Below are 22724 nucleotides of genomic sequence, written 5' to 3' on the forward strand. Positions count from 1 at the left end.
ACGTCCCTTGAACTCATAGTGTTGTTATGCGCTTCAGCCATCATGTTGTCGACGGCGCTAATCGATACTCCTGAATGGTATCCGAGTCGCGCAGATGAGCAGCCAATTTGGCCAGATTTTGCTTGTCATGGGTTTGTAATACCATATGGTAACGATAGAGGGTACCGCGTTCATCCAGGCTGTAGCTCATCGACTTGATGACACACCGGTGCTCGGCGATCATTCGGCGCACCTTGGCTTCGTCATCGACTGCATCGATGGCATAGCACAACATGTGATCCGCGAAAAACTCACTGGGCAAGCGACTTTCTACCCAACGAAAGGTCGACAACGTCAAGAGCGTCGCGATGGTCACCAATATTGCAGGGTAGAGAAAACCAATACCAAACAGAATTCCCAGCGCCGAGGTAATCCAGATCGACGCTGCCGTAGTCAGGCCATGCACTGTCAGGCCTTCCTTGAAGATGACCCCCGCACCTAAAAAACCGATGCCCGTCATGATGCCCTGGGCCATACGGGTAGGGTCGGTACGTATTGCCGTGTCCGCCAGGCTGCTGCCAGCCATCCACTCGCCTTGATGCACAGAAATGAGCATCAGCATCGCTGAGGCTCCACATACCAATGCGTGAGTGCGAAACCCTGCGGGGCGGCCGTGATAACTACGCTCCAATCCGATCAGACTACCCGCTAGCCAGGCAGCACCCAGATGAATCAATATCGTCCATGCGTCTTCGGTCATGCATCATTCCCCACACCAATCAATTTTATCTAAAGTACAGCTTGCGAGAAAAACCGCCTAGGATTCACTCTTTTGTTCTTTTAAACGTATCTGGATAACCGAACGAGTGATAAGGGATTGCGGCAAGGCATGCTATCGATCACAGTCGAGGACATCCAACGTCCAACAGGAAGGAATGCTTCTCTTGTCAGCGACCAAGATGCCCCAAGCAAAGGCTACAGAAACGAAGGACAAATCCCAGCAAACTCAAGCGGCCGCTGTACACGAAACGATACGCATCCAGGGCGAGAAAGAACTGCGTCGCACGGTTTCGGCACTGCTGTGGTCAGCCATCGCCGCCGGGTTGTCGATGAGTTTTTCGATGCTGGCCATTGGCTTGCTCAAGTCCCACCTTCCCGAAAACGATACTGGCCTGTTGATTTCCTCTTGGGGATATTCAATGGGTTTCATTGTGATCATCCTGGCACGCCAACAGCTATTTACCGAAAACACCGTCACTGCGGTGCTCCCTTTGGTGAACGAGCCAGGGCTTTTCAAGCTTTTTTGCTTACTGCGTCTTTGGAGCGTGGTGCTTATCGGTAACTTGATCGGCGTGGCGATCGCCGCCTATGTGCTGTTAGCCATGCCTCTGTTCGATGCCCAGACTCACGACGTCTTCATTTCTCTGGGCAAGAAAGTCATGAGCAATGATCCCAGTCAGATGTTCGCCAAGGGCGTCGTCGCCGGCTGGATGATCGCCACCATGGTATGGCTGATTCCCGCCGCCGGACAGGCCAAAATCTGGGTGATCCTGATCGTTACCTATTTGATCGGCCTGGGTGGGTTCACGCATATCATCGTGGGGTCCACGGAAGTTCTGTATCTGGTTTTCGACGGCAATGCCAGCATGAGCGATTATACAGTCAGGTTCGCTCTGCCGACGCTATTGGGCAACGTGGTGGGCGGCACCTTCATCTTTGCATTGATCAGTCACGCTCAGGTGCGTAGTGACAACCTGAACGGAACAGGCTGAACGCTCGACCCGAAACAACGATGAACATGGACAAAGAAGGATGTCATGCAACTCGACGAACGTTGTCACTGTGGTTCGGTACGCTTCAGCATGGAAGCCAAAGCGCCCTACGCGAATCGGCCGCCTCAGGGGCGGCCGTGAGGAAACGTCAGCAGGCCCTGGTGACACGGATCAGGCGTTAGCTGCCTGCGCCTGCACTGAGTCAAGCATGCCAGAGGCAGCGTTGCTGCGGTTGATCGCCGAGAGTACCGCCTTGAGCGACGCGCTGACGGTATCGCCATCCTCGGCCATACCGCTGACTCGCACTCCGTCGATATTAAGCTGCACGAAGGCGATGGCGACGGCATCACTGCCCTCCCCCAACGCGTGCTCGCCATAGTCGACCACGTTCACGCTCTGGCCGGTATGACGCTGCCAGGCATCCATGAAGGCGGAAATAGCACCGTTACCCTGACCTTCGAGAGCGATCGTTTCATCTCCTTGCATCAGGGTCGCCATCAATCGCTCGGCGTCTTCCCGATCCAAACGATAGCCCTTGAGGGTCAGTGGGGCATCGCGCATGAAGGTGTCCATCAAGATATCGCGAATCGCCTGACTGGAAAGCTCGCCGGTCACCTTTTCGCTGGCCACCTGCACCACCGGCGCCAGTTCCAGGATCATCCAGCGCGGCAGACTGATACCGAAATCACGCTCGAGCAAGAAGGCCATGCCGCCTTTACCCGACTGGCTGTTGACGCGAATCACTGCATGATAGTCGCGGCCCAGATCCTTGGGATCGATGGGCAGATAAGCCACCTGCCACGGCTCGTCGTCCTGCTGTTTATGCAGGCACTTGCGAATCGCATCCTGATGGCTACCCGAGAAGGCGGTATAGACCAATTCCCCGACCCATGGGTGGCGTGGATGAACGGGAAGATCCGTGCATTCGGTATACACCTGGATGATCTCGTCGGGATTGGAGAGATCGAGCTGCGGATCGATGCCCTGGCTGTAGAGGTTCATCGCCAAGGTAATAATGTCCATATTGCCAGTGCGTTCGCCATTGCCCAGCAAGGTACCCTCGACACGATCGGCACCGGCCAGCAGGCCCAATTCCGCCGCCGCCGCTGCGCCGCCGCGATCGTTGTGGGTATGCAGCGAGATGATCGCGCTCTCACGGTTCTTCAGATGCGTGACGAAATACTCGATCTGATCGGCGAAATGGTTGACCGGCCCCACTTCGACGGTAGCCGGCAGATTGAGGATGCACGGCTTCTCGGGGGTCGGCTGCCAGACATTCATCACCGATTGGCAAATCTCCACAGAGAAATCCACCTCGGTGCTGGTAAAGCTCTCCGGCGAATACTGGAAGGTCCACTGGGTATCAGGATAGCGCGCGGCATATTCCTTGACCCAGCGCGCTCCCTGCTCGGCGATAGCCACGATGCCTTCGCGCTCCTGCTCGAAGACCCGCTCGCGCTGCACCTTCGAGGTCGAGTTGTAGACATGCACGATGGCCCGCTCGACGCCTTCGAGCGCCTCGAAGGTCTTCTCGATCAGATGCTCGCGGGCCTGCACCAGGACCTGCACGTTCACGCCTTCGGGGATCTGGTTCTCCTCGATCAGCCAGCGCGTGAAGTCATAATCGAGCTGGCTGGCGGCAGGAAAGCCGATTTCGATCTCCGTGAGCCCGATTTTCACCAGCAACGCCCATAGTTGTTTTTTCTGCTCCACGCTCATCGGCTCGAGTAGCGCCTGATTGCCATCGCGTAAATCGACACTGGCCCAGTGAGGAGCCTTGGTCAGCCTACGCGAAGGCCACTGACGATCTGTGAGCGGAACCGGTTCCACCGGGGCGTATTTGCGATGATCAAAAGCAGTGGAGACAGAAGCCATGAGTCATATCCTTGCCGGAGTCTGATGCCGGATGTCAGCTTGACCGGCGAATGTTTGAGCAGTGTGTTAGACCTTGTGAGTCTAGCGCCGGCAGAAGCACTTGTGGAGCCACTGCCGACACAACGAGGCTATCGCGATAACGATGCTTAATAGACTACGCCATTCGAATGCGTAGAGGATTGCGAAATAAGATGAAAATGCACCTGGTATTGGCATAAAATATCGGCAAAACGTACTTTATCGATACAGGATTCCCCTTTTGCCAGCAAACGAGACTTGCCCTGCTCTGGATCGCTACGATCGCCACATCCTCGATATCCTGCAGCACGAAGGCCGTATCAGCAATCAAGAACTGGCTGAGCGCATCGGCCTTTCTCCATCGCCTTGTCTGCGCCGGGTTCGCGCGCTGGAGGAAAGCGGCCTGATTACCGGCTATCGCGCGTTGGTGGATAGCAAGCGACTCGGCTATAGCTTGATGGCGCTGCTGCATATCTCCATGGATCGTCATACCCCGGAGCGCTTCGCCAATTTCGAAAAGGAAATAGGTGCCCTGCCTCAGGTGCTGGAGTGCCTATTGATTACCGGTCAGGAAGCCGACTATCAACTCAAGGTAGTGGTGCGCGACATGGACGATTACCAGAACCTGTTGCTCAACCGCATCACCCGCATTGAAGGCGTCAGCGGCGTGCACTCGAGCTTCGTGCTGCGTCGGGTGATCGACAACCCGCCGACGCCGGTGGGTTGAAACTGGCCGGCCAAGCAGCAAATCGCATCCGCCAATGCTATGATTGGCAACATTTTTAAAAACAACAGGTTGCCTAGTCTTACGATGGTATTATCAGATCAATGAACGCGTCGGCATATTTACTCAATACCCCACAGGCTATCTAATCGCTGTTAGATTCGGCTGAGTTCATTCATATCTGGAGGATTCCTCATGAAATTAACAATTGTTCTTGAGCCCAGCGAGGAAGGTGGCTACACGGTATATGCTCCCAGTCTCCCCGGCTGTATTAGCGAAGGGGAGAGTAAAGACGAGGCCATGCGGAATATTCAAGAGGCCATAGAGCTATATCTGGAGCCTGTGGAAGACGACATGAGCTTCGGTCCTGACGCGGAGATTGCGGAAGTCGCAGTATGAGCAAGGTTCCGAGTGTGTCGTATGAGAAGGTGATTGCGGCACTGAAACGGGATGGTTGGGTGGTGGTTCGCCAACGAGGTAGCCACATACGGCTCCAGAAACGCACCCGCTCAGGAGTTCTGAAAATCACGGTGCCGGCACACCGGCCTATAAAGCGATCGACGCTCTCACATATTTTGAAGCAGGCATATATATCAATCGATGAGTTTCAAGAACTGCTTTAAGCATCGAGTCTAATACGGTGCTTAATGTAATTCAGGAGAAAAAATGAGCAGCCTTGATCAGGAGGAACGTGAAATTTTTGAGGCGTTTGAATCGGGCAAACTGAAACGCGAGTCCCCATGAAATATATCGGAGCCCACGTCAGCGCCGCCGGCGGTGCCGATCAGGCGGTGATTCGCGCCCAGGAGATCGGCGCCAATGCCTTTGCGCTGTTCACCAAAAACCAGCGTCAGTGGGTAGGCAAGCCGCTGACCGACGAGGCCATCGAGGCGTTTCGGGTCGCCTGCGAGCAACATGAGTTTGCTCCGGAGCAGATTCTTCCCCACGACAGCTATTTGATCAATCTCGGCCATCCGGATCCCGATGGCTTGAAAAAATCCCGGGCGGCCTTTCTCGATGAATTCCGGCGCTGCGAACAACTCGGCCTGAGGCTGCTCAACTTCCATCCGGGCAGCCATCTACGCAAGATTTCCGAGAGTGAATGCCTCAAGCGTATCGCCGAATCGATCAACGAGGTGCTTATCCATACCCGCGGCGTCACGGCGGTGATCGAAAACACCGCCGGACAAGGCACCAACTTGGGGCACCGCTTCGAGCATCTGGCCGAGATCATTGAGCAGGTCGACGACAAGACCCGGGTGGGTGTGTGCATCGACACCTGCCACGCCTTCGCCGCCGGTTATGAGCTACGCAGCGCCGAGACCTGCACCGCCATGCTGAATGAGTTCGATACCGTGGTGGGCATGAACCATCTGCGCGGCATGCACCTGAATGACGCCAAGAGCGCCTTCGCCAGCCGCGTCGACCGTCATCACAGCCTGGGTCAAGGCAATATAGGCCTTGAGGCGTTCACTACCCTCATGCGTGATACGCGACTTGATGGCATTCCAATGATTCTGGAAACCATCGAGCCGGCTCTCTGGTCTCAGGAAATAAGCTGGCTTCGCGCTCAACAACGTTCCGACACCCCAGACACACTTCATGGATGATTCATGCAAACTGATGGCTTTTTCAACTGGCTCGGTGAGCGCATTGGTGAGGCGATTCGCGCGCTCGTCGATTTATTTTCGGATTTTTTTGCCGGTATCGGGATCGCCATCTACGAATTCATCGAAGGATTATCCGGCTCTCTAGGCGTCAATACATCACTACTCAACATGGTCGTGCTGGTGATTGGGCTATTGTTGCTGATCAAGGGCATTCGCAGCTTTATAGGCCGCTCCATCATTGGTGGCGTGATCTGGACATTGATGGGCCTGTTGATATTGAGCTGGCTGATGACGTGACGAAAGTGTCGCCATGACTATGACGAAGCCTGTCTGGTCACGTAAAGTAGCAAGCGTGGACCACAACCAGGGACGACATATCCTATGCTTTCTCGTTTCAAACTACGGCTTGGACTTCTCACACTGTTGCTTTGCGGCGGACTCGCCTCTCATGCCCTCGCGCAGCAGGGACAAGCGGATCCCAACATGAGTGTCGAAAATTTTCAGGATTGGGAAGTGCGTTGCCCCGAAGGGGGCACTGCGGGGCAGTGCTCGATGATGCAATTGGTCGACAATCCCAATGGCAATCAGCCGATCATGCAAGTCATCATGGCCTATCCGCAGGAACTCGATACTCCGGCGATGGCCTTCATCCTGCCCCTCGGCACCCGTCTGGCCCCGGGGCTGCAGTTGGTCATCGATAACGGCGAACCGATCAAATTTCCCTATCAAATGTGCCAGCAGCAAGGCTGTCGTGCCGACATCCCGGTCACGGAAACCCTGCGCCAGCAAATGCGCAATGGCAGCCGGGCCACCCTGAGCATCATGGGTCCGCGAGGTGAGCGCCTCAACCTCCCCATCTCTCTGCAGGGCTTCACCGCCGCCAACGATCGCATCGCACGCTGATCTTTATATTGAACAGCCACAAAAAAGCGGGGCCGCTCGGATGAGCGGCCCCGTTTTATTTCCAATATCGGCTAGCCTTGTAGCATCAGCCTGCCAGCGCCTTCTCGACGATCTCATAGACGTTCGGCGACAGATCCTCGGCGCGAATACGCTCGAGCTCCGCCTTCATCAGTGCCTGGCGCTGTTCATCGAAGCGCTGCCAGCGAGTGAGCGGCGTGATGATACGGGCCGCGATCTCCGGGTTGAGCTTGTTGAGCTCGATGACCACGTCCGCCAGCAGCTTGTAGCCCTCCCCATCCAGGCGATGGAAATTGACCCGGTTCTGGCCCACGAAAGTGCCGATCAACGCCCGCACACGATTGGGGTTCTTGAGCGAGAACGCTGGATGCGACATCAGGTATTTCACTCGATCCAGGGCATCGGATTGGGGCCGGGTGACCTGCAGACTGAACCATTGATCCATGACCAGCGGATCATGGGCCCACTTCTCGCCGAAGGCGCGTAGCGCCGGATCAGCGATATTCCCCCGGGAGCTGTGTACCAGCAAGGTCAAGGCAGTACGCACATCCGTCATGTTGTGCTCGGCCTCGAATTGTTGCTGAGCCAGGGCGACACCCTCTTCGTCTTCGATGCTCATCAGGTACGACAGCGCCACGTTCTTGAGGCTGCGGCTTGCGATCTGCTCCGCATTCGGGACGTAGGCCGCGTCGGATTGATTGGCCTGGTACATCGCCAGGAATTCGTCCCGCAAGGCATAGGCCAAGGACTGCTTGACGAAGGTACGCGCGGCATGGATGGCGTCCACGTCCACCACCGGCTGCTGCTCGGCGATATAAGCTTCCGATGGTAGCGTCAGCATCTCGGCAAGCACTGCCTTGTCTTCTGCTGGAGTCGTCAGCAGGCTGCGGAAGGCGTCAATGACCCGCGGGTCCATGACCTTCTCCACCCCATTGCGATGGGCGGCGATCAAATCGTCGAGAGCCAGCATGGCCAGACGCTGCCCGGCGTCCCAGCGATTGAAACCGTCGATATCGTGCTTGAGCAGAAAGGCCAAGTCGTCGCGCCCATAGGGAAAGCGCAGTTTGGCCGGTGCGGAAACCCCACGCAGCAGCGAGGGGATGGGCGCCTCATTAAGCCCCGTGAAGACGAAGGTCTGCTCTTCTTCGCGCAGATGCAGCACGCCGCCCTTGTCCAGATTCGCCTGATCTTCCGGGTTCTCTAGGGTAAGGGCCATATCCTCCCCGGATTTGGTGCCCACCAGGCCGACACGAACGGGAATATGCAGCGGTTGCTTGGTGGGTTGGCCTGGCGTGGCCGGGGTACGCTGGCGCAGGGTCAGATGATATTCGCCCTTGGCGTAATCGTATTCACCGATGGCATCGATCTCTGGCGTGCCTGCCTGAGAATACCAGCGCATGAACTGGCCAAGATCGAGCCCCGAGACCTCCGCCATGCAGCCGACGAAATCCTCGATGGTCACCGCCTGGCCGTCAAAGCGTTCGAAATAAAGATCCGACCCTTGACGAAAGGTGTCCCAACCCAGCAGATGGCGCAGCATGCGCACAATCTCCGCGCCTTTCTCGTAGATCGTCAGGGTGTAGAAGTTGGTGATCTCGAGGTAATGATCCGGGCGCACTGGATGGGCGGTCGGGCCGGAATCCTCGGCAAACTGGGCGGTGCGCAGCATCGACACATCCTGGATGCGCTTGACCGGGGCCGAATTCATGTCCGCGGAAAAACTCTGATCACGGAAGACGGTGAAGCCTTCCTTGAGAGAGAGCTGGAACCAGTCGCGGCAGGTGACCCGGTTGCCCGACCAGTTGTGGAAGTATTCGTGGGCCACCACGCCTTCTACCCGTTGGAAAGCGGCATCCGTGGCGGTCTGGGGATGAGTCAATACCGCGGCGCTATTGAAGATATTGAGGCCCTTGTTCTCCATCGCCCCCATGTTGAAATCATCCACGGCGACGATCATGAAGCGGTCGAGATCGTACTCGCGACCATAGGTCTCTTCGTCCCACTTCATCGCTGCCTTGAGGGAGCGCATGGCATGTTCGGTCTTATCGATATTCTGCGGCTCGACCCAAAGTTGCAGCAGCACCTCACGACCGCTCATGGTGGTGAAATGATCTTCGATCTTCTCGAGTTGACCCGCCACCAAAGCGAACAGGTAGCTGGGCTTGGGATGAGGGTCTTCCCAGCTGACGAAATGCCTGCCATTGGGCAGTTCGCCACGCTCCACCGGGTTGCCGTTGGAGAGCAAGACCGGTAGCTGCCCCTTGTCACCAATCACCGTGGTGGCAAACGTCGCCATGACATCCGGGCGATCCGGATAGAAGGTAATGCGGCGGAAGCCCTGAGCCTCACACTGGGTACAGAACATGCCATTGGAAACATAGAGCCCTTGCAGCGCGGTGTTCGAGGCGGGATCAATCTCGACCTCGGTCTCTAGACGCAAGCGGTCCGGCGCGTCATCGATGGTCAGCGTTCTCTCGTCGAGCCGGTATTCGCCTTCCTGAAGCTCTTGCCCATCGATGGCAATGCGCTGTAGCGACAGCTTCTCACCATTGAGGGTCAACGGACGCCCCGGCGCACTGTCGGGGTGCCTTTCGAGATGCAGTAACGCGGTGACTCGTGTACTCGAAGGGGCAAGATCGAACTTGAGCTCGGTATGGGTCACCCGATAGGCCGGTGGCTGATAGTCGCTCAGGTAGGTGGGTTGCGGCTCCGAGGTCGTCGGTAACTCTTGCAGCGTAGACATCGAATGAACTCTCCTGAATATGGTTGCCGACCATTGTACGGCCACCGGGGCAGGCGTCTCAAAGAGATCAGCCGCCGATGAACGAGGTCGAGGTGACGTGTCGCCAAGGATGATCGGGCGTCGAGGTAAGGGGTGCGATTCAACTACGCGGCTCTGCCCGGGTGACGATCCATAACCCTACCAGGGCGAGGAATGGAATCAGCAGGCTGCGCAGCAATAGCGAATCAAGAGTAAAGGTAATCACGGACATCGACAGTAACAGCATAGCAGCCGCCAGACACTTGGCCTGGCGTGAAATGGCACGCTCATTCTCCCAGGCGGCGATAGGCGGGCCGAAGCGCGGATGTCGGCGAATCCAGCCAGCGAAACGCGGCGAGCCCTTCGATGCCAGCCATAGCGCCAGCAGCATGAAAACCGTCGTGGGCATCAGCGGCAGAAACGCCCCGACGATGCCCAGACCGAAGCTGACACCCGCCAGACTTGTATAGAGCGTGCGCTGCAGCTTCGACATCGCAGCCTCCGAACGGCGTGGAGTTGCTATTACCGAATAGACCTTCGACGGATCCCTTCAGTCGCGGAAATTGTTGAACTGCAAAGGCATATCGATGGATTCATCGTTTTTCAACAGCATCATGGCCTCTTGCAGATCGTCGCGCTTCTTGCCGGTAACTCGCACCTTATCTCCTTGGATCTGCGCCTGCACCTTGGGCTTGGCATCCTTGATCGTTTTGACGATCTTCTTGGCCAGTGGCTGATCGATGCCCTGACGCAGCACTATCTGTTGGCGAGCACGCACGCCGCTGCTATCCGCATCCTTTTCCTCTAAACAGCTCACATCGATGCCTCGAGCGATCAGGCGTCCCTTGAGGATATCGATCATCTGGCGCAACTGGAAATCCGCATCCGCTTCCAGGTTTACACTCTCACCTTCCTCGGTGAAGCTGGCAGTAACACCGCGAAAGTCGAAGCGGGTGCCAAGTTCACGATTGGCCTGGTCCACGGCATTGGTCACTTCGTGCTTATCGAGTTCCGAGACGATATCGAAAGAAGGCATCCATTCTACTCCGTACTATGCAGTTAAAGCCTCTATGCTAGCCCAAGCCGCTACCCGACGCATCACGGAACAGCCCCCAGAGGAATGCCGGAACCCGCCGGATCGGCTACTTGTAGCTGCTTATCCATCTGCCAGGCGGCACAGCCATCGCTGTAATAATCGTCCAGCCAGCGGCGCGGTAGAAAGCCCATTCTCCGGTAAAGCCCCATCGCTGCGCGATTGTCGGCACGCACCTCGAGAACCAGTTTGTGCATTCCACGCTCACGAGCCTCCTTTTCGAGCCGTTCGACAAGCCCTCGACCGATACCGCTTCCCCGCGCCGAAGAATGAACGCAGAAGGAGTAGAGTCGAGCGCTGCGGCTGTTGCGCCGGAAGAGCAGCGTACCGTAGCCGATCGGCGTTTCATGCTCATCGACAGCAACCCAGGTAACGGCATGGGCACGGGTGAGCAGGTGCGCCAGTTGACGACGGCTGAAACGATCCCAGTCGAAACAGGCGACCTCCAGATGGCAAAGCGCATCGAGATCATCGGAACGGGCCGGGCGCAGCAATGGCAACACGATGGAACTCATCTTTTGGCTGACGGGTTGAGGACGGCATTGTGGGGGGTGTTTCGGGGTTTGTCATCACTTTGATCCACAGCGCGATTCCTTTGCGCCGGCGTATTGAACCTGACCCGGACCCGGTGCATTCTAGCGCCGTTCACGGGTCATTTCGGCCCTTTTTATCGGCTCTTTTTATCAGCTTTTTTTCAATTCTTTCTTCCAGGCAGGATATTGACCCATGTCGCCACTGCGCATCGTCGTCGACCGTGTTTCCGACTGGCGCCCCTATTTCCCCACCGATGATCTGATCACCGCTGGCGAGTATCTGGCCCAGGAGGCCAGCAACCCCCAGGACAGCACCATCCATGTCATCAACCTGTGCGGTGGACTCGACTATCTCGACACTGGCTATTACGTCTCGCTACTGGCCCAGGCCCGCGGGCAGCGCGTGCTACCCACGGTCGAGACCCTCAACCAGCTATCGCGCAAGGCGCTGGTGGATCTGCAACTCGAATCCCTGGCACCCTTGATGGACGAACTGGCACGACGCGGCACTCTGGAAGGCGATGCCTTTCACCTGCGACTGATGTTCGGTGAATGTCTTCAACCGGGGCTCGGCAAGCTGGCTCGCCGATTGTTCGATCGACTGCCTTGCCCGCTGCTGGAAGCACGCTTTCAGCGTCGTCAGGGGCTTTGGCGTCTGACCCGGCTCAAGCCCCTATCGCTCTCATCGCTGAGTGCCGCAGAACAGGATCTGTTCGCTCAGGCGCTGAACCGTCACTCTCGCCGGGTATGGCGTACCCCTAAGGCGCGGCGTCGCTATCGTTACGACCTGGCGGTCCTGATCGACCCCAGGGAGGCATTGCCCCCCAGCAACAAGAGCGCACTCAAGCAATTCATCCGCGCTGGACGCCGGCTGGGTATCGATGTCTCGTTGATCACCAAGCGTGATGAGAGCCGGCTGGCCGAGTTCGATGCGCTGTTCATTCGAGAGACCACGTCTCTCGATCATCACACCTATCGCATGGCCCGGCGCGCCGAGCATGAGGGCCTGGTGGTGATCGACGATCCACGCTCGATTTTGCGCTGCACCAATAAAGTCTATCTGCACGAATTGCTCGGCACTAAGGGTGTGCCCACACCGGGCGGGATGCTGCTGCATCGCGATGATCTCAAGCGTCTACCCGAGAAGGCTGCGGGACTGCAGTTTCCGATGGTGCTCAAGGTCCCGGACGGCGCTTTCTCTCGCGGCGTAGTGAAAATCCAGTCCGCCGATCAGCTCCAGCAGGAAGCCAGCCACTTGTTCGAGTCCTCCGCCCTGCTGTTGCTGCAGGAGTGGCTACCCACGGAATTCGATTGGCGCATCGGCGTACTCGACGGCAAGGTATTGTTCGCCAGCCGCTATTACATGGCTCGCGGGCATTGGCAAATCTACGATCACTCCCGAGGCAAGACCCGTAGTGGCGGTTTCACGACCCATGATCCCAAAGAGGCGCCCAAGGCCGTGGTCAAGGCAGCGCTCAAGGCTACCCGGCTGATCGGTGATGGCCTCTATGGCGTGGATCTCAAGCAAATCGGCGATCGGGTGGTGGTCATCGAGGTCAACGACAATCCCAACCTGGATGCGGGGATAGAAGACGTGGTTTTAGGCCAAAACCTGTACACCAAGGTCATGGAGGTGTTTCTGGCGCGGATGGAGGCCAGGCGGCAGCAGGCTAGCTAGCAAATCACTGCATGAGGAGTACTGGATCAAATGATGACCGACTACTGAACGTTCACCTCGTAACCGGTGAACTTGCGCAGATTGATCACCCCTGTATCGAGCATCAGGTATTGCCCCTTGAGCCCGAGCAATGTGCCGGCGACCACGGGATTCTTATCGAAGTTGTGGGACACCACCTTTGTCGGCGCTTCTAGAACCGGATACTCGAAGCTGACGGGATCGGCCTCGAGGATACGCAGGAAGTCCTCACCGAAACGCTCGCGCAGGTTGGCGAGCCCACTCGTCAGTGCGTCCAGCAGCCGATCGCGCTCCGCGCGCAGATCAAGTGGCGCGGCTTCACCCTTGAGCATGGCGCGCCAATTGGTGCGATCGGCCACCAATTCTTTAAACAGTACCTCGACGAAACCGGATTGTTGACGCGTATCGACCTCCAGAATCGGCAGCGCCTGGATTGCCCCCTGATCCAGCCAGCGGGTCGGCATTTGTGTCTTGCGGGTAATCCCCACCTTGAGCCCCGATGAATTGGCCAGGTAAATCACATGAGGCTGGAAGCAGTGGCGCTCTCCCCACTCCGGCTCACGGCAGGTGCCGGCAAAATAGTGACACAGTTCCGGCTTGACGATACAGGTATCGCATTGCGCCAGGCGCTTGAAGCAGGGGTAGCAATAGCCCTGAGCAAAGCTCTTGCGGGTAGGACGGCCGCAATGGGTGCAGGCAATGGCCCCGGTATGCCTCAAATGCAGCACCTGGCCCAGGCGTGTATTGAGATCGAGACGATGCTCGCCGGCCCGAAGCGTATATTGCGCTGGCCGACCGCTTCCTCCAGGTTCGATGACCATCTTGCTCAAACAGCCACTCAACGTAATCAATTCACCCACGTGATGCTGTCCTCACCATCGTTCGTGTCGCTGCCACAGCCGTTACTGCCGAGATATCCTACCCGCTCGCTTTCGGGCACCTTGTGCTCGATTTCATAGCGCATCACCGCCTCGAGGCACAACTCGGTCTGCTCAGGAGTGAGGAGACGCCCATCGGGCCATTTACGCAGGGACACCGCCTGTTTGAGACTTTCGTAGATGGCTGGCGTCATATGTTGAATCATGCGCTCGAAGGTCATGTCGCTCATCGTTTGCTCCCCAAGAATTGTCATGAAATACGGCGGGCACGACTGCTGGCCAGCCATCCCATTATCAGGCCGCTTATGAGCCCTCCCAGATGGGCTTCATTGGCAACGTTGCCGAAGCCAATGGGCTCGGCAAAATCGGTCATGGTAAAGACCATCCAGCCGAGCATGAACACCACCAGCATCTGCGGCACGAAGAAGCCGCTTTTCGGCACCCGCCAAGCCATCAACCAGACATAGCCAAGCAGCGCATAGTCCACCCCGGACATGCCACCGAACAGAACCGTGCCGGTAGCGTACTGGGCCAGATTGGACACCAGGGCGCTGATGATCACCACGCCTAGTAGCCGCAGTGGCCCTTGCAGCGCCTCGATCTGACGCCCGAAGTACCAAAGCCAGAGCATGTTGAAGATCAGATGCGTCCAACCGAAGTGCAGAAATGCCGGTGATATCAAGCGCCAGAGCTGACCCGTCACCAGCGTATCACCCAACGTGCCGACGCTAAGCTGGTTCCCCACTATGCCAAGGGGAGTGATGGTCATGGCGGCGATCACAAGATCGCCGAAAATGGCCATCAACCCGAATACCGCCATGCACAGCAGAATCAGTCCCGCTGCCAGCGGCGCTTCGGCCAGCAATCCATGGCGCCAGCCCTGCGGAGTACGGCGCTGCTCCGCGTTCAGTTCCAATGATTCACCATGCTTCCAACGCTCGATCAGCGCCATCAGATCCTCTTGCTGACGAGGATCGGCAAGCCACAGGACTTGAGCATCCTCCTCTTCAGTCACGCGATGGCCGATACGCTGTGCCCAGAGCGCCTGACGCAGTGCCCGGGTATCAGTGTCCCTCGGCAACATCAGCACCTTGTGCATCGATTTGCCCTCATCCAGTCGGTATCGGGACGTTACACCCAACAATGATATGCAGCGACCAGTATCCCATAAAAGAAAAGTCCGGCGGAGGGGGCCGCCGGACAACGAGCAAGGGATCATTCAAGGGAACACTTACTCTGAGGATATTTGACGCTAAAAGTTTCCGACAGAATCAAAAAATTGAGTAATGAATTGTAAGCACCCTAATCCAAGTCGATTTCCCAGGGCCTGGGTCTTGTCTGCTCATCTCGCGGCACTCGCACCCAGACAAACTTATCGGCACTCAATACCTGCTCACCGTCCCAACGATAGGCCACCAGACGTCCATACTTGACGGCGCTGTAATCCACACAGGCGATGTTGGGCGTCGGTAATGCCGGCACCCCCTCACACCAGTAATGTCCGATAAAAAGGGGCGGTTCACTGGGCCCATAGTAGGAAAGACGTGCCTGCTCCCGCTCGGAAAGCGGACGCTCCTCGAGATCGTCGGGCAGGTTGTCGGGCTGGAAGATGACATCACCATAGGTGCGCGGTGTCTGCGCCCAGAAGTGAGCGCGAAAGGTGCGCCGGGTGAAGCCGTCGCCGGAATGAATCTTGACGCCTTCAGGTAAGGGAATGTGGGTTCCTCGAGTCAGCCGCTCCAGCACCTGATAGGCGAAGCTGTCGGGAATCACCGAGTCATCGAGGAACGCTTCATCGATACGCGCGTCGGGATAGTGAGACAAGAACTGGTTGATGAGGGGGGCGTCCCAGCAAGCATGAACTACTCTCATGCCATCAAGCTCGAGTAGCAAGGGAATCTCCATGAACCAGGCCAGGGTATCCTCCCATTCTGCAGGATGATCCCGATACTGCTCGAGGGTTTCCTGAATGACCCGATTATGCCGGGGGGTATGCTCACGCAGCCATTCACAACCCAGCCCTGGCGGGCAACGGCGGCTATAGGCCAATGCATTGATCTCATGGTTGCCCATGACGATGAATGCCTCCCCTGCCTCGACCATGCTTCGAACGATGGATACCGCCAAACGAATACGGGGTCCACGATCGATGAGGTCTCCCAGAAAGATGGCCTTGCGCCGTGGGTGACGATAAATCCCGCCCTGCTGATGGTAACCCAGCTTTTCGAGCAGCGCCGCCAAGGTCGCACCGCAGCCGTGCACGTCACCGATCAGATCATAACCTTCTACTTTGTCGATCATGGGCGTATCACTCTCCGAGCCGGCTACTCCAGCCCAGTTTGCTGCGACAGATTTCGAAATAGTTGTGCCCTCGCGGATGAATCAATTTGAGTTTATGCGGTTTGCGCCGTACATGGACGATGTCTCCCGGAGTCGATACCACCTGGGTCTGACCATCACAGCTGACGTGCGGGTAGGTTTCGTTGGTCTCGCCGATATGCACCATGATCTCGCTGGCCGCGTCGACGACGATGGGCCGGCTCGACAAGGTATGCGGGAACATCGGTACCAGGGTGATGGCATCGAGCTTAGGATGAACGATCGGCCCGCCCCCGGACAGGGCATAGGCGGTCGAGCCCGTCGGGGTGGCAATGATCAAGCCATCGGAACGCTGGCTATAGACAAGCTGGCCATCTACGAACAGCTCGAATTCGATCATCCGTACCGCCTTGCCGGGATGGATCACCACATCGTTTAGGCTCTCGCCGATACCCACCAGAGTCTCACCGCGAAAGACCTCGGTATCGAGCAAAAAGCGCTCTTCGATATCGTACTCCCCGGCCAGTACCTCGCCCACGCGCTCTTCCACCTCATCCGGCGAAATATCGGTCAGAAAGCCTAGGCGTCCTCGATTGATCCCGAGTACCGGCGTTCCGCTTCTACACAGGGCTCGGCCCGCCCCCAGCATGCTGCCATCCCCTCCTACCACGATCACTAGATCGCAGATATCGCCCAGCAGGCGTCTGCTAGCTTCCTGCTGCCCATGATCGAGCAGCACCGTGGCGGTGCGCTCCTCGATAATGACGTGATAGTGTCCAGCGTTGAGAAAACGGATCAAGCGTTTGAGCGTTTCGACCACGTTGGCACTACCGAGGCGCCCGATCAGGCCGATGTTCTTGAAAGATGCCATGGGCACTCCGTTACCCCGTCGAAGGCAGCTATTATGCGGGCTGAGTGCAAGACGGGGCAAACCGAACGCGTTCTGCACAGGTGGATACGAGACGCTTGACAGGCGGTTTGAAAAGCGCGGCTCCATTACGCACACTGCCAACGTATCCTCTTACCGGTGCACAGCCGATGTCCTTGCCTCCCATTATCATGCAGGACGCCATGATTGCCGACCTGGCCGGGTTACGGCATCCGCTGGTAAGGGACCTCGCCTGGCTGCTACATGCACCGGACATGCTGATGACGCCCTTCGCCGGGCGCCCCTCCCTCTTTGAACTGGGACTCGAGGACCCTCAGCGACGCAGTGCCTGGCTGAATGCGTTCGAGCAAACACCGCAGGCGATCGAGACCCGGGTAGGGCCGAGCCTCGTCAATCGCTTGGGTCACTATCACGAAAAGCTTTGGCATTTTTTGCTGGATCACGCCCCGCATACGCAGTTGCTGGCGCACAATCTGACGATACGCGATGCCAAACGCACCCTCGGTGAACTCGATCTGCTCTATCGTCATCGCAGCGACACGCCACCGGTGCATCTGGAACTGGCCATTAAATACTATCTCGGCTTACCGCAAGGCCCGCAGGCCATGGATAGTCAGGCACGCTGGATCGGTCCGGGTTGCGCCGACTCATTGGCCATCAAGCGCCAGCACAGCATCGAGCATCAGCTGCCCTTGGCCTCTCGGCCTGAGGCCGCCAAGGTTCTGGCACCGTTCAACGCCCCACCGCTCACGCCTCGACTGGCGTTGCTGGGGATCCTGTTTCGCCCCTGGTCGAATGAAGCGCGGCTATCTGCGCCTTGCGAGACTGCTTCCCAGGCCCTCTTTGGCGAGTGGCTTGCGCTCTCCCGCTGGCCCGATTTCTGTTGGCAACTTGACGACACTCGCGTTATCCGCGGCGCCTTTCTCGACAAGCCGCATTGGCTGGCGCCGCCGGCCGACACCGACTTGATCGAGTTGAGCCGTCTAAATCAAGCGCTAGAGCAGCATTTCGCCCGGCGTCGATCGCCCCGGCAGTTGATACTAAAGCACCCTGACGGCCGCTGGCAGCGCCTCTTCATCGTAGGAGATGACTGGCCGCACAGAATCCCGCTTCCACCAGGACGGTCGGCGTCAGAACACTAGCATCGGGCAGTGACGTTTGAGCAGCGCTGCTCGCGGCGCCTTACCCACCATTCGTTGATCAGCAAGGACGCGACAATGATCGCACCGCCCAGCGCCAGACGCAGTATATCCGCGTCCCGGTTCCAGATCAGCAGATTGACCAGCAGTCCCGCCGGAATCAACGCATTGTTCATGATCGCCAAGGCACCAGCATCGACTCGGGTCGCACCCTTGTTCCACAGAAAATAGCCAAGCCCCGAGGCAGCCAGCCCCAGCCAACCCAGCACCCCCCACTGCACGCCGGTGGTCGGCAACTTTTCGGTGGAACCGAAGATGGCGAAGGCGACGATTACCAGTGCCAGCGCGCCGAGATAGAACCAGCCGAACACGCTGCGCTGGGGGATACCCCGTGGTAGACCCTGGGCAAGATGCCGATAGGCCACCTGACCGATAGCGAAGCACAGGTTGGCGCCCTGAACCACCAGGAAGCCAAGCCAGAAATCGTCGCTGATACCTTGGTAGCGAATGACCGCCGCCCCCAGCACGGCAACGGCTGCCGTGAGCAGGTAGAATGGCGAAAAACGCTTGATCATGGCGTCGTCAAGCAGGGTTACGTAGAGCGGCGTGAAGATGGTGAACAGCAACACTTCAGGCACCGACAGCAATAGAAAGGACTGATAAAAGAAGATGTACATCAGCCCCAACTGGACCGCCCCGATGCACATCATCGCCAGCTTCATACCATTGGAAAGCGCCGAGGGCCGAAGAAATGGCAAGAACAGGAGGCTCGCCAACGCGATACGCACCAGTACCGCAAAGTAGCTATCGACCTGACCGGCGAGATAGGCGCCGATCAGAGAGAACGAGAAGGCCCATAGGGCCGTGACACCAATCAGGTAGGACATGAGCGACCCGTGAATCAACCAATTGAGCCGGCTATCTTAGCGCTACGCCAACGGCTGCTGTCAACCTCAAGAGTATATTTTGGTTCACAGCCACAACCGGGGTCGCGCAGCGGCTGGGCCGGCCGGGGCAATGGCACGGTCGTCGCCGAGGCGCACGCCGACATCAGCCTGACGCTCACCGAAAGCGGTCGCTTTCGGCTGGAGGGCGCGGCCGAGTCGATTGCCTTTCACAACGTCTTTCGCTGGCGCTTTTATCAGGATCGTATCAGCCTATCCCATGAGCGGCGTGGTCCCGAGGCGGCGGTATGGCTATTCGATCTGGTCGCCGCCGATCACGAACAGAGTTGCGATCTCATTTCCCGAGAGGCTCACCTGTGCGGTAGAGATCGCTATCGGGCGCGACTGACCTTCATGGATCAGGGATTCGATCTCGAATGGACCATTCAGGGACCGCGCAAGGACGAGCATCTTCATTATCGATATCGGTAGACGTCGCCCACCAAAAGGATGGCGCCCGCAGGCGCCATCGTCGTTCTATCACTCAAATCCACACTCTCACTCGAGCGGTGGAATCAGCCCTCCTCCCAGGACTTGACCAACTCGTCATAGGGCACGGTCTTGCCCTGGGGCTTCTCGTTGTCGAGCTTGGGCTTGGGTGCGCCGGGCTGATCGAGCCAATACTGGGGGTCGCGCTTCTCGTTGAGCCTGGGTCCGCACTCTTCCTGCACCTTGGCGCGTTCCAGGCGCTCGAGGATACGATCCTGGGCTTCGGCCAGGCCGTCGAGGGCCTCCTGGGCGCTGGACTCACCGCTGGCAGCGCGGGAGACATACTGCCACCACAGCTGAGCCAGCTTCGGATAGTCGGGCACGTTGGTACCGGTCGGCGACCATTGCAGACGCGCCGGGCTACGATAGAACTCGACCAGGCCGCCCAGCTTGGGCGCCGCTTCGGTCATCGCCTCGGACTGGATGTCCGACTCGCGGATCGGCGTCAACCCGACCAGGGTCTTCTTCAGCGACACGGTCTTGGAGGTAACGAACTGCGCATAAAGCCAGGCCGCCATGCGATTCTCCTTGGGCGTGGAGTCGAAGAAGGTCCAGGCGCCCACATCCTGATAGCCTTTTTTCATGCCATCTTCCCAGTACGGCCCGACCGGCGACGGCGCCATGCGCCATTTGGGTGTGCCGTCCTCGTTGACTACCGGCAGGCCTTCCTTGGTCATGTCCGCGGTGAAGGCGGTGTACCAGAAAATCTGCTGGGCAATATTGCCCTGGGCGGGCACCGGCCCGGCCTCGGAAAAGGTCATGCCCTGGGCGGCAGGCGGCGCATAGGCCTTTAGCCAGTCGACATACTTCTGGGTGGCGTACACCGCCGCCGGACCGTTGGCAGCACCACCGCGGGCGACCATGGAGCCTACCGGGTGACACTCTTCGACGCGAATACCCCATTCATCCACCGGCAAGCCATTGGGGATGCCCTTGTCGCCGGCACCGGCCATGGAGAACCAGGCATCGGTGAAGCGCCAGCCCAGGGGCGGGTCTTTCTTGCCATAGTCCATGTGGCCATAGATGCGCTTGCCATCGATCTCCTTGACATCGTTGCTGAAGAAGTCGGCGATGTCCTCGTAGGCGGACCAGTTGACCGGCACCCCCAACTCGTAACCGTACTTGTCCTTGAACTGTTTTTTGAGTTCGGGATCGTCGAACCAGTCGGCACGGAACCAGTAGAGGTTGGCGAACTGCTGATCCGGCAGTTGATAGACTTTGCCGTCCGGCCCGGTGGTGAAGGAGAGGCCAATGAAATCGTCCATATCCAGGGTCGGCGAGGTAAATTCGGCACCATCACCCTCGATCATGTCCGAGATCGGCACCACCTTGCCGTAGCGCGAGTGGGTACCGATCAGATCCGAGTCGTTGACATAGCCATCGTAGATATTGCGCCCGGACTGCATCTGGGTCTGCAACTTCTCGATGACATCGCCCTCCTGAATCAGGTCATGATTGAGCCTGATGCCGGTAATCTCGGTAAAGGCCTTGGCCAGCACATTCGCTTCGTACTGGTGGGTGGTCAGGGTTTCCGAGGCGACGTTGATTTCCTTGCCGCGCAGCGATTCCGCAGCATCGATGAACCACTGCATCTCCTTCATCTGCTCTTCCGGGGTGAGCGTGGAGGTCTCGAACTCCTGCTCGATCCAGCGCTTGGCGGCATCCTGATACTGATCGGCAAGCGCCAGGCCGGGTGCCGCGATCAGGCCTGCCAGACTAATGGCCATGGCCATACGGGTCAGCTGCGGAACGTACGTGATATGAGACATAGCAACCTCGTTGTTGTGTGATGTTGTGCTCTAGTGAGATCGATGACGCTTCAGAGTGTGATGCATTACCCCCATTTCAGGATGATGACGAGTCCCGCCACACTGGCTAACGTGGCGATCCACAGCGGCCAGCCGGTCAAAGCGAGCAGTAGCAGGTGTAGATACCCGGCGCCCAGCAGGCTGATGAAGAGTCGATCTCCCCGGGTCGTCGAGATCGGAAGGAACCCCTTGCGCTGATGTCCCGGCGACACCGTCTGCCAGATCGTCATCCCGGTCAGGATCAGCGCGATGGCGATGAAGAAGCTCGCCGTCGGTAGTGTCCATGCCATCCATTCCATGTGCTGCCCTCCTCGTTACGGAATCGCTGAATAAATTGCCGAGCAGAATGAAGCGCAAGGCGCCCGGAACACAGAAGACGAGACATAACTAGGTGTTAGGCGATCTTCGACCGGGCTGGCGCACCAGTACCGCGTAACGCAGCGATTCGTCTGTGTAGGCATTTATTCCTCATACACGGCCCAGGGCGAAGCCCTTGGCAACATGGTTACGCACGAAGTAGATCACCGCGATACCCGGCAACAGCGCCACGACCCCGGCGGCGGCGAGCACGCCCCAGTCGATCCCCGAAGCGGAGACGGTACGCGTCATCTGCGCCACGATCGGTTTGGCATCCACCGCCGTGAGTGTTCGCGCCAGCAGTAGCTCGACCCAGGAGAACATGAAGCAGAAGAAGGCGGTGACCCCGATACCTGGGCGAATCATCGGAATGAAGATACGCAGGAAGAAGCGCGGAAAGCTGTAGCCGTCGATGTAGGCCGTCTCGTCGATCTCCTTGGGCACGCTGGACATGAAGCCCTCGAGAATCCACACCGCCAGGGGCACGTTGAACAGACAGTGAGCCAGAGCCACGGCGATGGTGGTGTCGAACAGGCCGACCGAGGAGTAGAGCTGAAAGAAAGGCAGCAGAAACACCGCCGGTGGAGCCATACGGTTGGTCAACAGCCAGAAGAACATGTGCTTGTCGCCGAGAAAGCGATAGCGCGAGAACGCATAGGCCGCGGGCAGTGCCACCGCCAGCGAGATGACCATGTTCATCGACACGTAGCTGAGCGAATTGAGATAGCTCGTGTACCAGCTTGGATCGGTAAAGATCACCCGGTAATTATCCAGCGTCACATTCGCCGGCCACAGCGACAGCGTCCCGAGGATCTCTTGATTCGATTTCAGGGACATGTTGATCAGCCAGTAGATCGGTACCAGCACGAACAGCAGATAAAAAAACAGCACGAACAGCTTTCTTGTCTTCATGACGCAC

The 22724-nt window shown here is 58.0% G+C and carries 25 protein-coding genes; 10 read left to right on the plus strand and 15 right to left on the minus strand.

Features of this window, described 5'->3' with window-relative positions; genetic code table 11:
• Nucleotides 1–40: 40 nt before the first annotated feature.
• Entirely contained in the window at nucleotides 41–739 is a 699-nt protein-coding gene (locus ACPF7Z_RS10050; protein ID WP_425193103.1) for an MgtC/SapB family protein, read from the minus strand.
• A gap of 184 nt (nucleotides 740–923) precedes the next feature.
• On the opposite strand from ACPF7Z_RS10050, the gene ACPF7Z_RS10055 reads away from it, so the two are divergent.
• On the plus strand, nucleotides 924–1751 hold the full coding sequence (locus ACPF7Z_RS10055; protein WP_425193104.1) for a formate/nitrite transporter family protein: 828 nt from the start codon (nucleotides 924–926) through the stop codon (nucleotides 1749–1751).
• 171 nt (nucleotides 1752–1922) lie between these two features.
• Here the strand turns inward: ACPF7Z_RS10055 and ACPF7Z_RS10060 are convergent, their stop codons facing one another.
• A complete protein-coding gene (locus ACPF7Z_RS10060) occupies nucleotides 1923–3626 on the minus strand; it encodes a 2-isopropylmalate synthase (RefSeq protein WP_425193105.1) in 1704 nt (567 codons plus the stop codon).
• Between the two features lie 259 nt (nucleotides 3627–3885).
• Here ACPF7Z_RS10060 and ACPF7Z_RS10065 point away from each other — a divergent pair, with 259 nt between their 5' ends.
• The 6 genes from ACPF7Z_RS10065 to ACPF7Z_RS10090 all read left to right on the plus strand — a co-directional run bounded on the left by ACPF7Z_RS10065 (nucleotide 3886) and on the right by ACPF7Z_RS10090 (nucleotide 6881).
• Nucleotides 3886–4371, plus strand: coding sequence for an Lrp/AsnC family transcriptional regulator (locus ACPF7Z_RS10065; protein WP_425193106.1), 486 nt, complete (start codon nucleotides 3886–3888; stop codon nucleotides 4369–4371).
• A 192-nt stretch (nucleotides 4372–4563) separates the two neighbouring features.
• Nucleotides 4564–4767 (plus strand): type II toxin-antitoxin system HicB family antitoxin, encoded by a 204-nt coding sequence (locus ACPF7Z_RS10070; RefSeq protein WP_425193107.1) that lies wholly within the window; start codon nucleotides 4564–4566, stop codon nucleotides 4765–4767.
• Nucleotides 4764–4991 carry a type II toxin-antitoxin system HicA family toxin gene (locus tag ACPF7Z_RS10075; protein ID WP_425193108.1) on the plus strand — a complete coding sequence of 76 codons (228 nt, stop codon included), beginning with the start codon at nucleotides 4764–4766 and terminating at the stop codon, nucleotides 4989–4991. The genes ACPF7Z_RS10070 and ACPF7Z_RS10075 overlap by 4 nt, the downstream gene beginning before the upstream one ends.
• Before the next feature lie 117 nt (nucleotides 4992–5108).
• Nucleotides 5109–5978, plus strand: a complete 870-nt coding sequence (nfo, locus tag ACPF7Z_RS10080) for a deoxyribonuclease IV (RefSeq protein ID WP_425193109.1) — start codon at nucleotides 5109–5111, stop codon at nucleotides 5976–5978.
• A 3-nt stretch (nucleotides 5979–5981) separates the two neighbouring features.
• Nucleotides 5982–6275, plus strand: coding sequence for a hypothetical protein (locus ACPF7Z_RS10085; RefSeq protein WP_425193110.1), 294 nt, complete (start codon nucleotides 5982–5984; stop codon nucleotides 6273–6275).
• A gap of 186 nt (nucleotides 6276–6461) precedes the next feature.
• Nucleotides 6462–6881, plus strand: coding sequence for an invasion associated locus B family protein (locus tag ACPF7Z_RS10090; RefSeq protein ID WP_425193111.1), 420 nt, complete (start codon nucleotides 6462–6464; stop codon nucleotides 6879–6881).
• 85 nt (nucleotides 6882–6966) lie between these two features.
• On the opposite strand, the gene pepN is transcribed toward ACPF7Z_RS10090, so the two are convergent.
• From pepN to ACPF7Z_RS10110, 4 genes are all read right to left on the minus strand, one after another.
• Nucleotides 6967–9642 (minus strand): aminopeptidase N, encoded by a 2676-nt coding sequence (pepN, locus tag ACPF7Z_RS10095; RefSeq protein ID WP_425193112.1) that lies wholly within the window; start codon nucleotides 9640–9642, stop codon nucleotides 6967–6969.
• 139 nt (nucleotides 9643–9781) lie between these two features.
• Nucleotides 9782–10153 (minus strand): YbaN family protein, encoded by a 372-nt coding sequence (locus tag ACPF7Z_RS10100; RefSeq protein WP_425193113.1) that lies wholly within the window; start codon nucleotides 10151–10153, stop codon nucleotides 9782–9784.
• Nucleotides 10154–10210: 57 nt separating this feature from the next.
• A complete protein-coding gene (locus ACPF7Z_RS10105) occupies nucleotides 10211–10696 on the minus strand; it encodes a YajQ family cyclic di-GMP-binding protein (RefSeq protein ID WP_425193114.1) in 486 nt (161 codons plus the stop codon).
• Nucleotides 10697–10758: 62 nt separating this feature from the next.
• On the minus strand, nucleotides 10759–11256 hold the full coding sequence (locus tag ACPF7Z_RS10110; RefSeq protein ID WP_425193115.1) for a GNAT family N-acetyltransferase: 498 nt from the start codon (nucleotides 11254–11256) through the stop codon (nucleotides 10759–10761).
• A 223-nt stretch (nucleotides 11257–11479) separates the two neighbouring features.
• Here ACPF7Z_RS10110 and ACPF7Z_RS10115 point away from each other — a divergent pair, with 223 nt between their 5' ends.
• On the plus strand, nucleotides 11480–12964 hold the full coding sequence (locus ACPF7Z_RS10115) for a RimK family protein (protein ID WP_425193116.1): 1485 nt from the start codon (nucleotides 11480–11482) through the stop codon (nucleotides 12962–12964).
• A 41-nt stretch (nucleotides 12965–13005) separates the two neighbouring features.
• Here ACPF7Z_RS10115 and ACPF7Z_RS10120 read toward each other — a convergent pair whose 3' ends face one another.
• From ACPF7Z_RS10120 to ACPF7Z_RS10140, 5 genes are all read right to left on the minus strand, one after another.
• Nucleotides 13006–13803: a DUF2797 domain-containing protein gene (locus ACPF7Z_RS10120; protein WP_425193136.1), complete on the minus strand. Its 798-nt coding sequence runs from the start codon at nucleotides 13801–13803 to the stop codon at nucleotides 13006–13008.
• A 26-nt stretch (nucleotides 13804–13829) separates the two neighbouring features.
• Entirely contained in the window at nucleotides 13830–14090 is a 261-nt protein-coding gene (locus tag ACPF7Z_RS10125; RefSeq protein ID WP_425193117.1) for a YeaC family protein, read from the minus strand.
• A 20-nt stretch (nucleotides 14091–14110) separates the two neighbouring features.
• Nucleotides 14111–14959: a rhomboid family intramembrane serine protease gene (locus ACPF7Z_RS10130; protein WP_425193118.1), complete on the minus strand. Its 849-nt coding sequence runs from the start codon at nucleotides 14957–14959 to the stop codon at nucleotides 14111–14113.
• A 203-nt stretch (nucleotides 14960–15162) separates the two neighbouring features.
• On the minus strand, nucleotides 15163–16161 hold the full coding sequence (locus ACPF7Z_RS10135; protein WP_425193119.1) for a metallophosphoesterase: 999 nt from the start codon (nucleotides 16159–16161) through the stop codon (nucleotides 15163–15165).
• 7 nt (nucleotides 16162–16168) lie between these two features.
• Nucleotides 16169–17050, minus strand: a complete 882-nt coding sequence (locus tag ACPF7Z_RS10140; RefSeq protein WP_425193120.1) for an NAD(+) kinase — start codon at nucleotides 17048–17050, stop codon at nucleotides 16169–16171.
• Nucleotides 17051–17217: 167 nt separating this feature from the next.
• Here ACPF7Z_RS10140 and ACPF7Z_RS10145 point away from each other — a divergent pair, with 167 nt between their 5' ends.
• On the plus strand, nucleotides 17218–18210 hold the full coding sequence (locus ACPF7Z_RS10145; RefSeq protein ID WP_425193121.1) for a DUF1853 family protein: 993 nt from the start codon (nucleotides 17218–17220) through the stop codon (nucleotides 18208–18210).
• On the opposite strand, the gene ACPF7Z_RS10150 is transcribed toward ACPF7Z_RS10145, so the two are convergent.
• Nucleotides 18207–19094 (minus strand): carboxylate/amino acid/amine transporter, encoded by an 888-nt coding sequence (locus ACPF7Z_RS10150; RefSeq protein WP_425193122.1) that lies wholly within the window; start codon nucleotides 19092–19094, stop codon nucleotides 18207–18209. The genes ACPF7Z_RS10145 and ACPF7Z_RS10150 overlap by 4 nt on opposite strands.
• A 9-nt stretch (nucleotides 19095–19103) precedes the next feature.
• On the opposite strand from ACPF7Z_RS10150, the gene ACPF7Z_RS10155 reads away from it, so the two are divergent.
• A complete protein-coding gene (locus ACPF7Z_RS10155; protein ID WP_425193123.1) occupies nucleotides 19104–19583 on the plus strand; it encodes a DUF6314 family protein in 480 nt (159 codons plus the stop codon).
• Between the two features lie 83 nt (nucleotides 19584–19666).
• Here the strand turns inward: ACPF7Z_RS10155 and ACPF7Z_RS10160 are convergent, their stop codons facing one another.
• From ACPF7Z_RS10160 to ACPF7Z_RS10170, 3 genes are all read right to left on the minus strand, one after another.
• Nucleotides 19667–21373: an ABC transporter substrate-binding protein gene (locus ACPF7Z_RS10160; protein WP_425193137.1), complete on the minus strand. Its 1707-nt coding sequence runs from the start codon at nucleotides 21371–21373 to the stop codon at nucleotides 19667–19669.
• 101 nt (nucleotides 21374–21474) lie between these two features.
• Nucleotides 21475–21747 (minus strand): DUF2160 domain-containing protein, encoded by a 273-nt coding sequence (locus ACPF7Z_RS10165; protein WP_425193124.1) that lies wholly within the window; start codon nucleotides 21745–21747, stop codon nucleotides 21475–21477.
• Nucleotides 21748–21916: 169 nt separating this feature from the next.
• On the minus strand, nucleotides 21917–22717 hold the full coding sequence (locus ACPF7Z_RS10170; RefSeq protein ID WP_425193125.1) for a carbohydrate ABC transporter permease: 801 nt from the start codon (nucleotides 22715–22717) through the stop codon (nucleotides 21917–21919).
• Nucleotides 22718–22724 lie beyond the last annotated feature (7 nt).

Origin of the sequence: Halomonas sp. GXIMD04776 (assembly GCF_049808615.1) — a bacterium.
Taxonomy (GTDB): domain Bacteria; phylum Pseudomonadota; class Gammaproteobacteria; order Pseudomonadales; family Halomonadaceae; genus Modicisalibacter.

Excerpts from the sequence above, each read along its gene's own strand:
- ACPF7Z_RS10050 (WP_425193103.1), bottom strand. The coding sequence starts at position 739 with ATGACCGAAGACGCATGGACGATATTGATTCATCTGGGTGCTGCCTGG.
- ACPF7Z_RS10060 (WP_425193105.1), bottom strand. The coding sequence starts at position 3,626 with ATGGCTTCTGTCTCCACTGCTTTTGATCATCGCAAATACGCCCCGGTG.
- ACPF7Z_RS10070 (WP_425193107.1), top strand. The coding sequence starts at position 4,564 with ATGAAATTAACAATTGTTCTTGAGCCCAGCGAGGAAGGTGGCTACACG.
- ACPF7Z_RS10075 (WP_425193108.1), top strand. The coding sequence starts at position 4,764 with ATGAGCAAGGTTCCGAGTGTGTCGTATGAGAAGGTGATTGCGGCACTG.
- nfo (WP_425193109.1), top strand. The coding sequence starts at position 5,109 with ATGAAATATATCGGAGCCCACGTCAGCGCCGCCGGCGGTGCCGATCAG.
- ACPF7Z_RS10085 (WP_425193110.1), top strand. The coding sequence starts at position 5,982 with ATGCAAACTGATGGCTTTTTCAACTGGCTCGGTGAGCGCATTGGTGAG.
- ACPF7Z_RS10090 (WP_425193111.1), top strand. The coding sequence starts at position 6,462 with ATGAGTGTCGAAAATTTTCAGGATTGGGAAGTGCGTTGCCCCGAAGGG.
- pepN (WP_425193112.1), bottom strand. The coding sequence starts at position 9,642 with ATGTCTACGCTGCAAGAGTTACCGACGACCTCGGAGCCGCAACCCACC.
- ACPF7Z_RS10100 (WP_425193113.1), bottom strand. The coding sequence starts at position 10,153 with ATGTCGAAGCTGCAGCGCACGCTCTATACAAGTCTGGCGGGTGTCAGC.
- ACPF7Z_RS10105 (WP_425193114.1), bottom strand. The coding sequence starts at position 10,696 with ATGCCTTCTTTCGATATCGTCTCGGAACTCGATAAGCACGAAGTGACC.
- ACPF7Z_RS10115 (WP_425193116.1), top strand. The coding sequence starts at position 11,480 with ATGTCGCCACTGCGCATCGTCGTCGACCGTGTTTCCGACTGGCGCCCC.
- ACPF7Z_RS10120 (WP_425193136.1), bottom strand. The coding sequence starts at position 13,803 with ATGGTCATCGAACCTGGAGGAAGCGGTCGGCCAGCGCAATATACGCTT.
- ACPF7Z_RS10125 (WP_425193117.1), bottom strand. The coding sequence starts at position 14,090 with ATGAGCGACATGACCTTCGAGCGCATGATTCAACATATGACGCCAGCC.
- ACPF7Z_RS10130 (WP_425193118.1), bottom strand. The coding sequence starts at position 14,959 with ATGCACAAGGTGCTGATGTTGCCGAGGGACACTGATACCCGGGCACTG.
- ACPF7Z_RS10135 (WP_425193119.1), bottom strand. The coding sequence starts at position 16,161 with ATGATCGACAAAGTAGAAGGTTATGATCTGATCGGTGACGTGCACGGC.
- ACPF7Z_RS10140 (WP_425193120.1), bottom strand. The coding sequence starts at position 17,050 with ATGGCATCTTTCAAGAACATCGGCCTGATCGGGCGCCTCGGTAGTGCC.
- ACPF7Z_RS10145 (WP_425193121.1), top strand. The coding sequence starts at position 17,218 with ATGTCCTTGCCTCCCATTATCATGCAGGACGCCATGATTGCCGACCTG.
- ACPF7Z_RS10150 (WP_425193122.1), bottom strand. The coding sequence starts at position 19,094 with ATGTCCTACCTGATTGGTGTCACGGCCCTATGGGCCTTCTCGTTCTCT.
- ACPF7Z_RS10160 (WP_425193137.1), bottom strand. The coding sequence starts at position 21,373 with ATGGCCATGGCCATTAGTCTGGCAGGCCTGATCGCGGCACCCGGCCTG.
- ACPF7Z_RS10165 (WP_425193124.1), bottom strand. The coding sequence starts at position 21,747 with ATGGAATGGATGGCATGGACACTACCGACGGCGAGCTTCTTCATCGCC.
- ACPF7Z_RS10170 (WP_425193125.1), bottom strand. The coding sequence starts at position 22,717 with ATGAAGACAAGAAAGCTGTTCGTGCTGTTTTTTTATCTGCTGTTCGTG.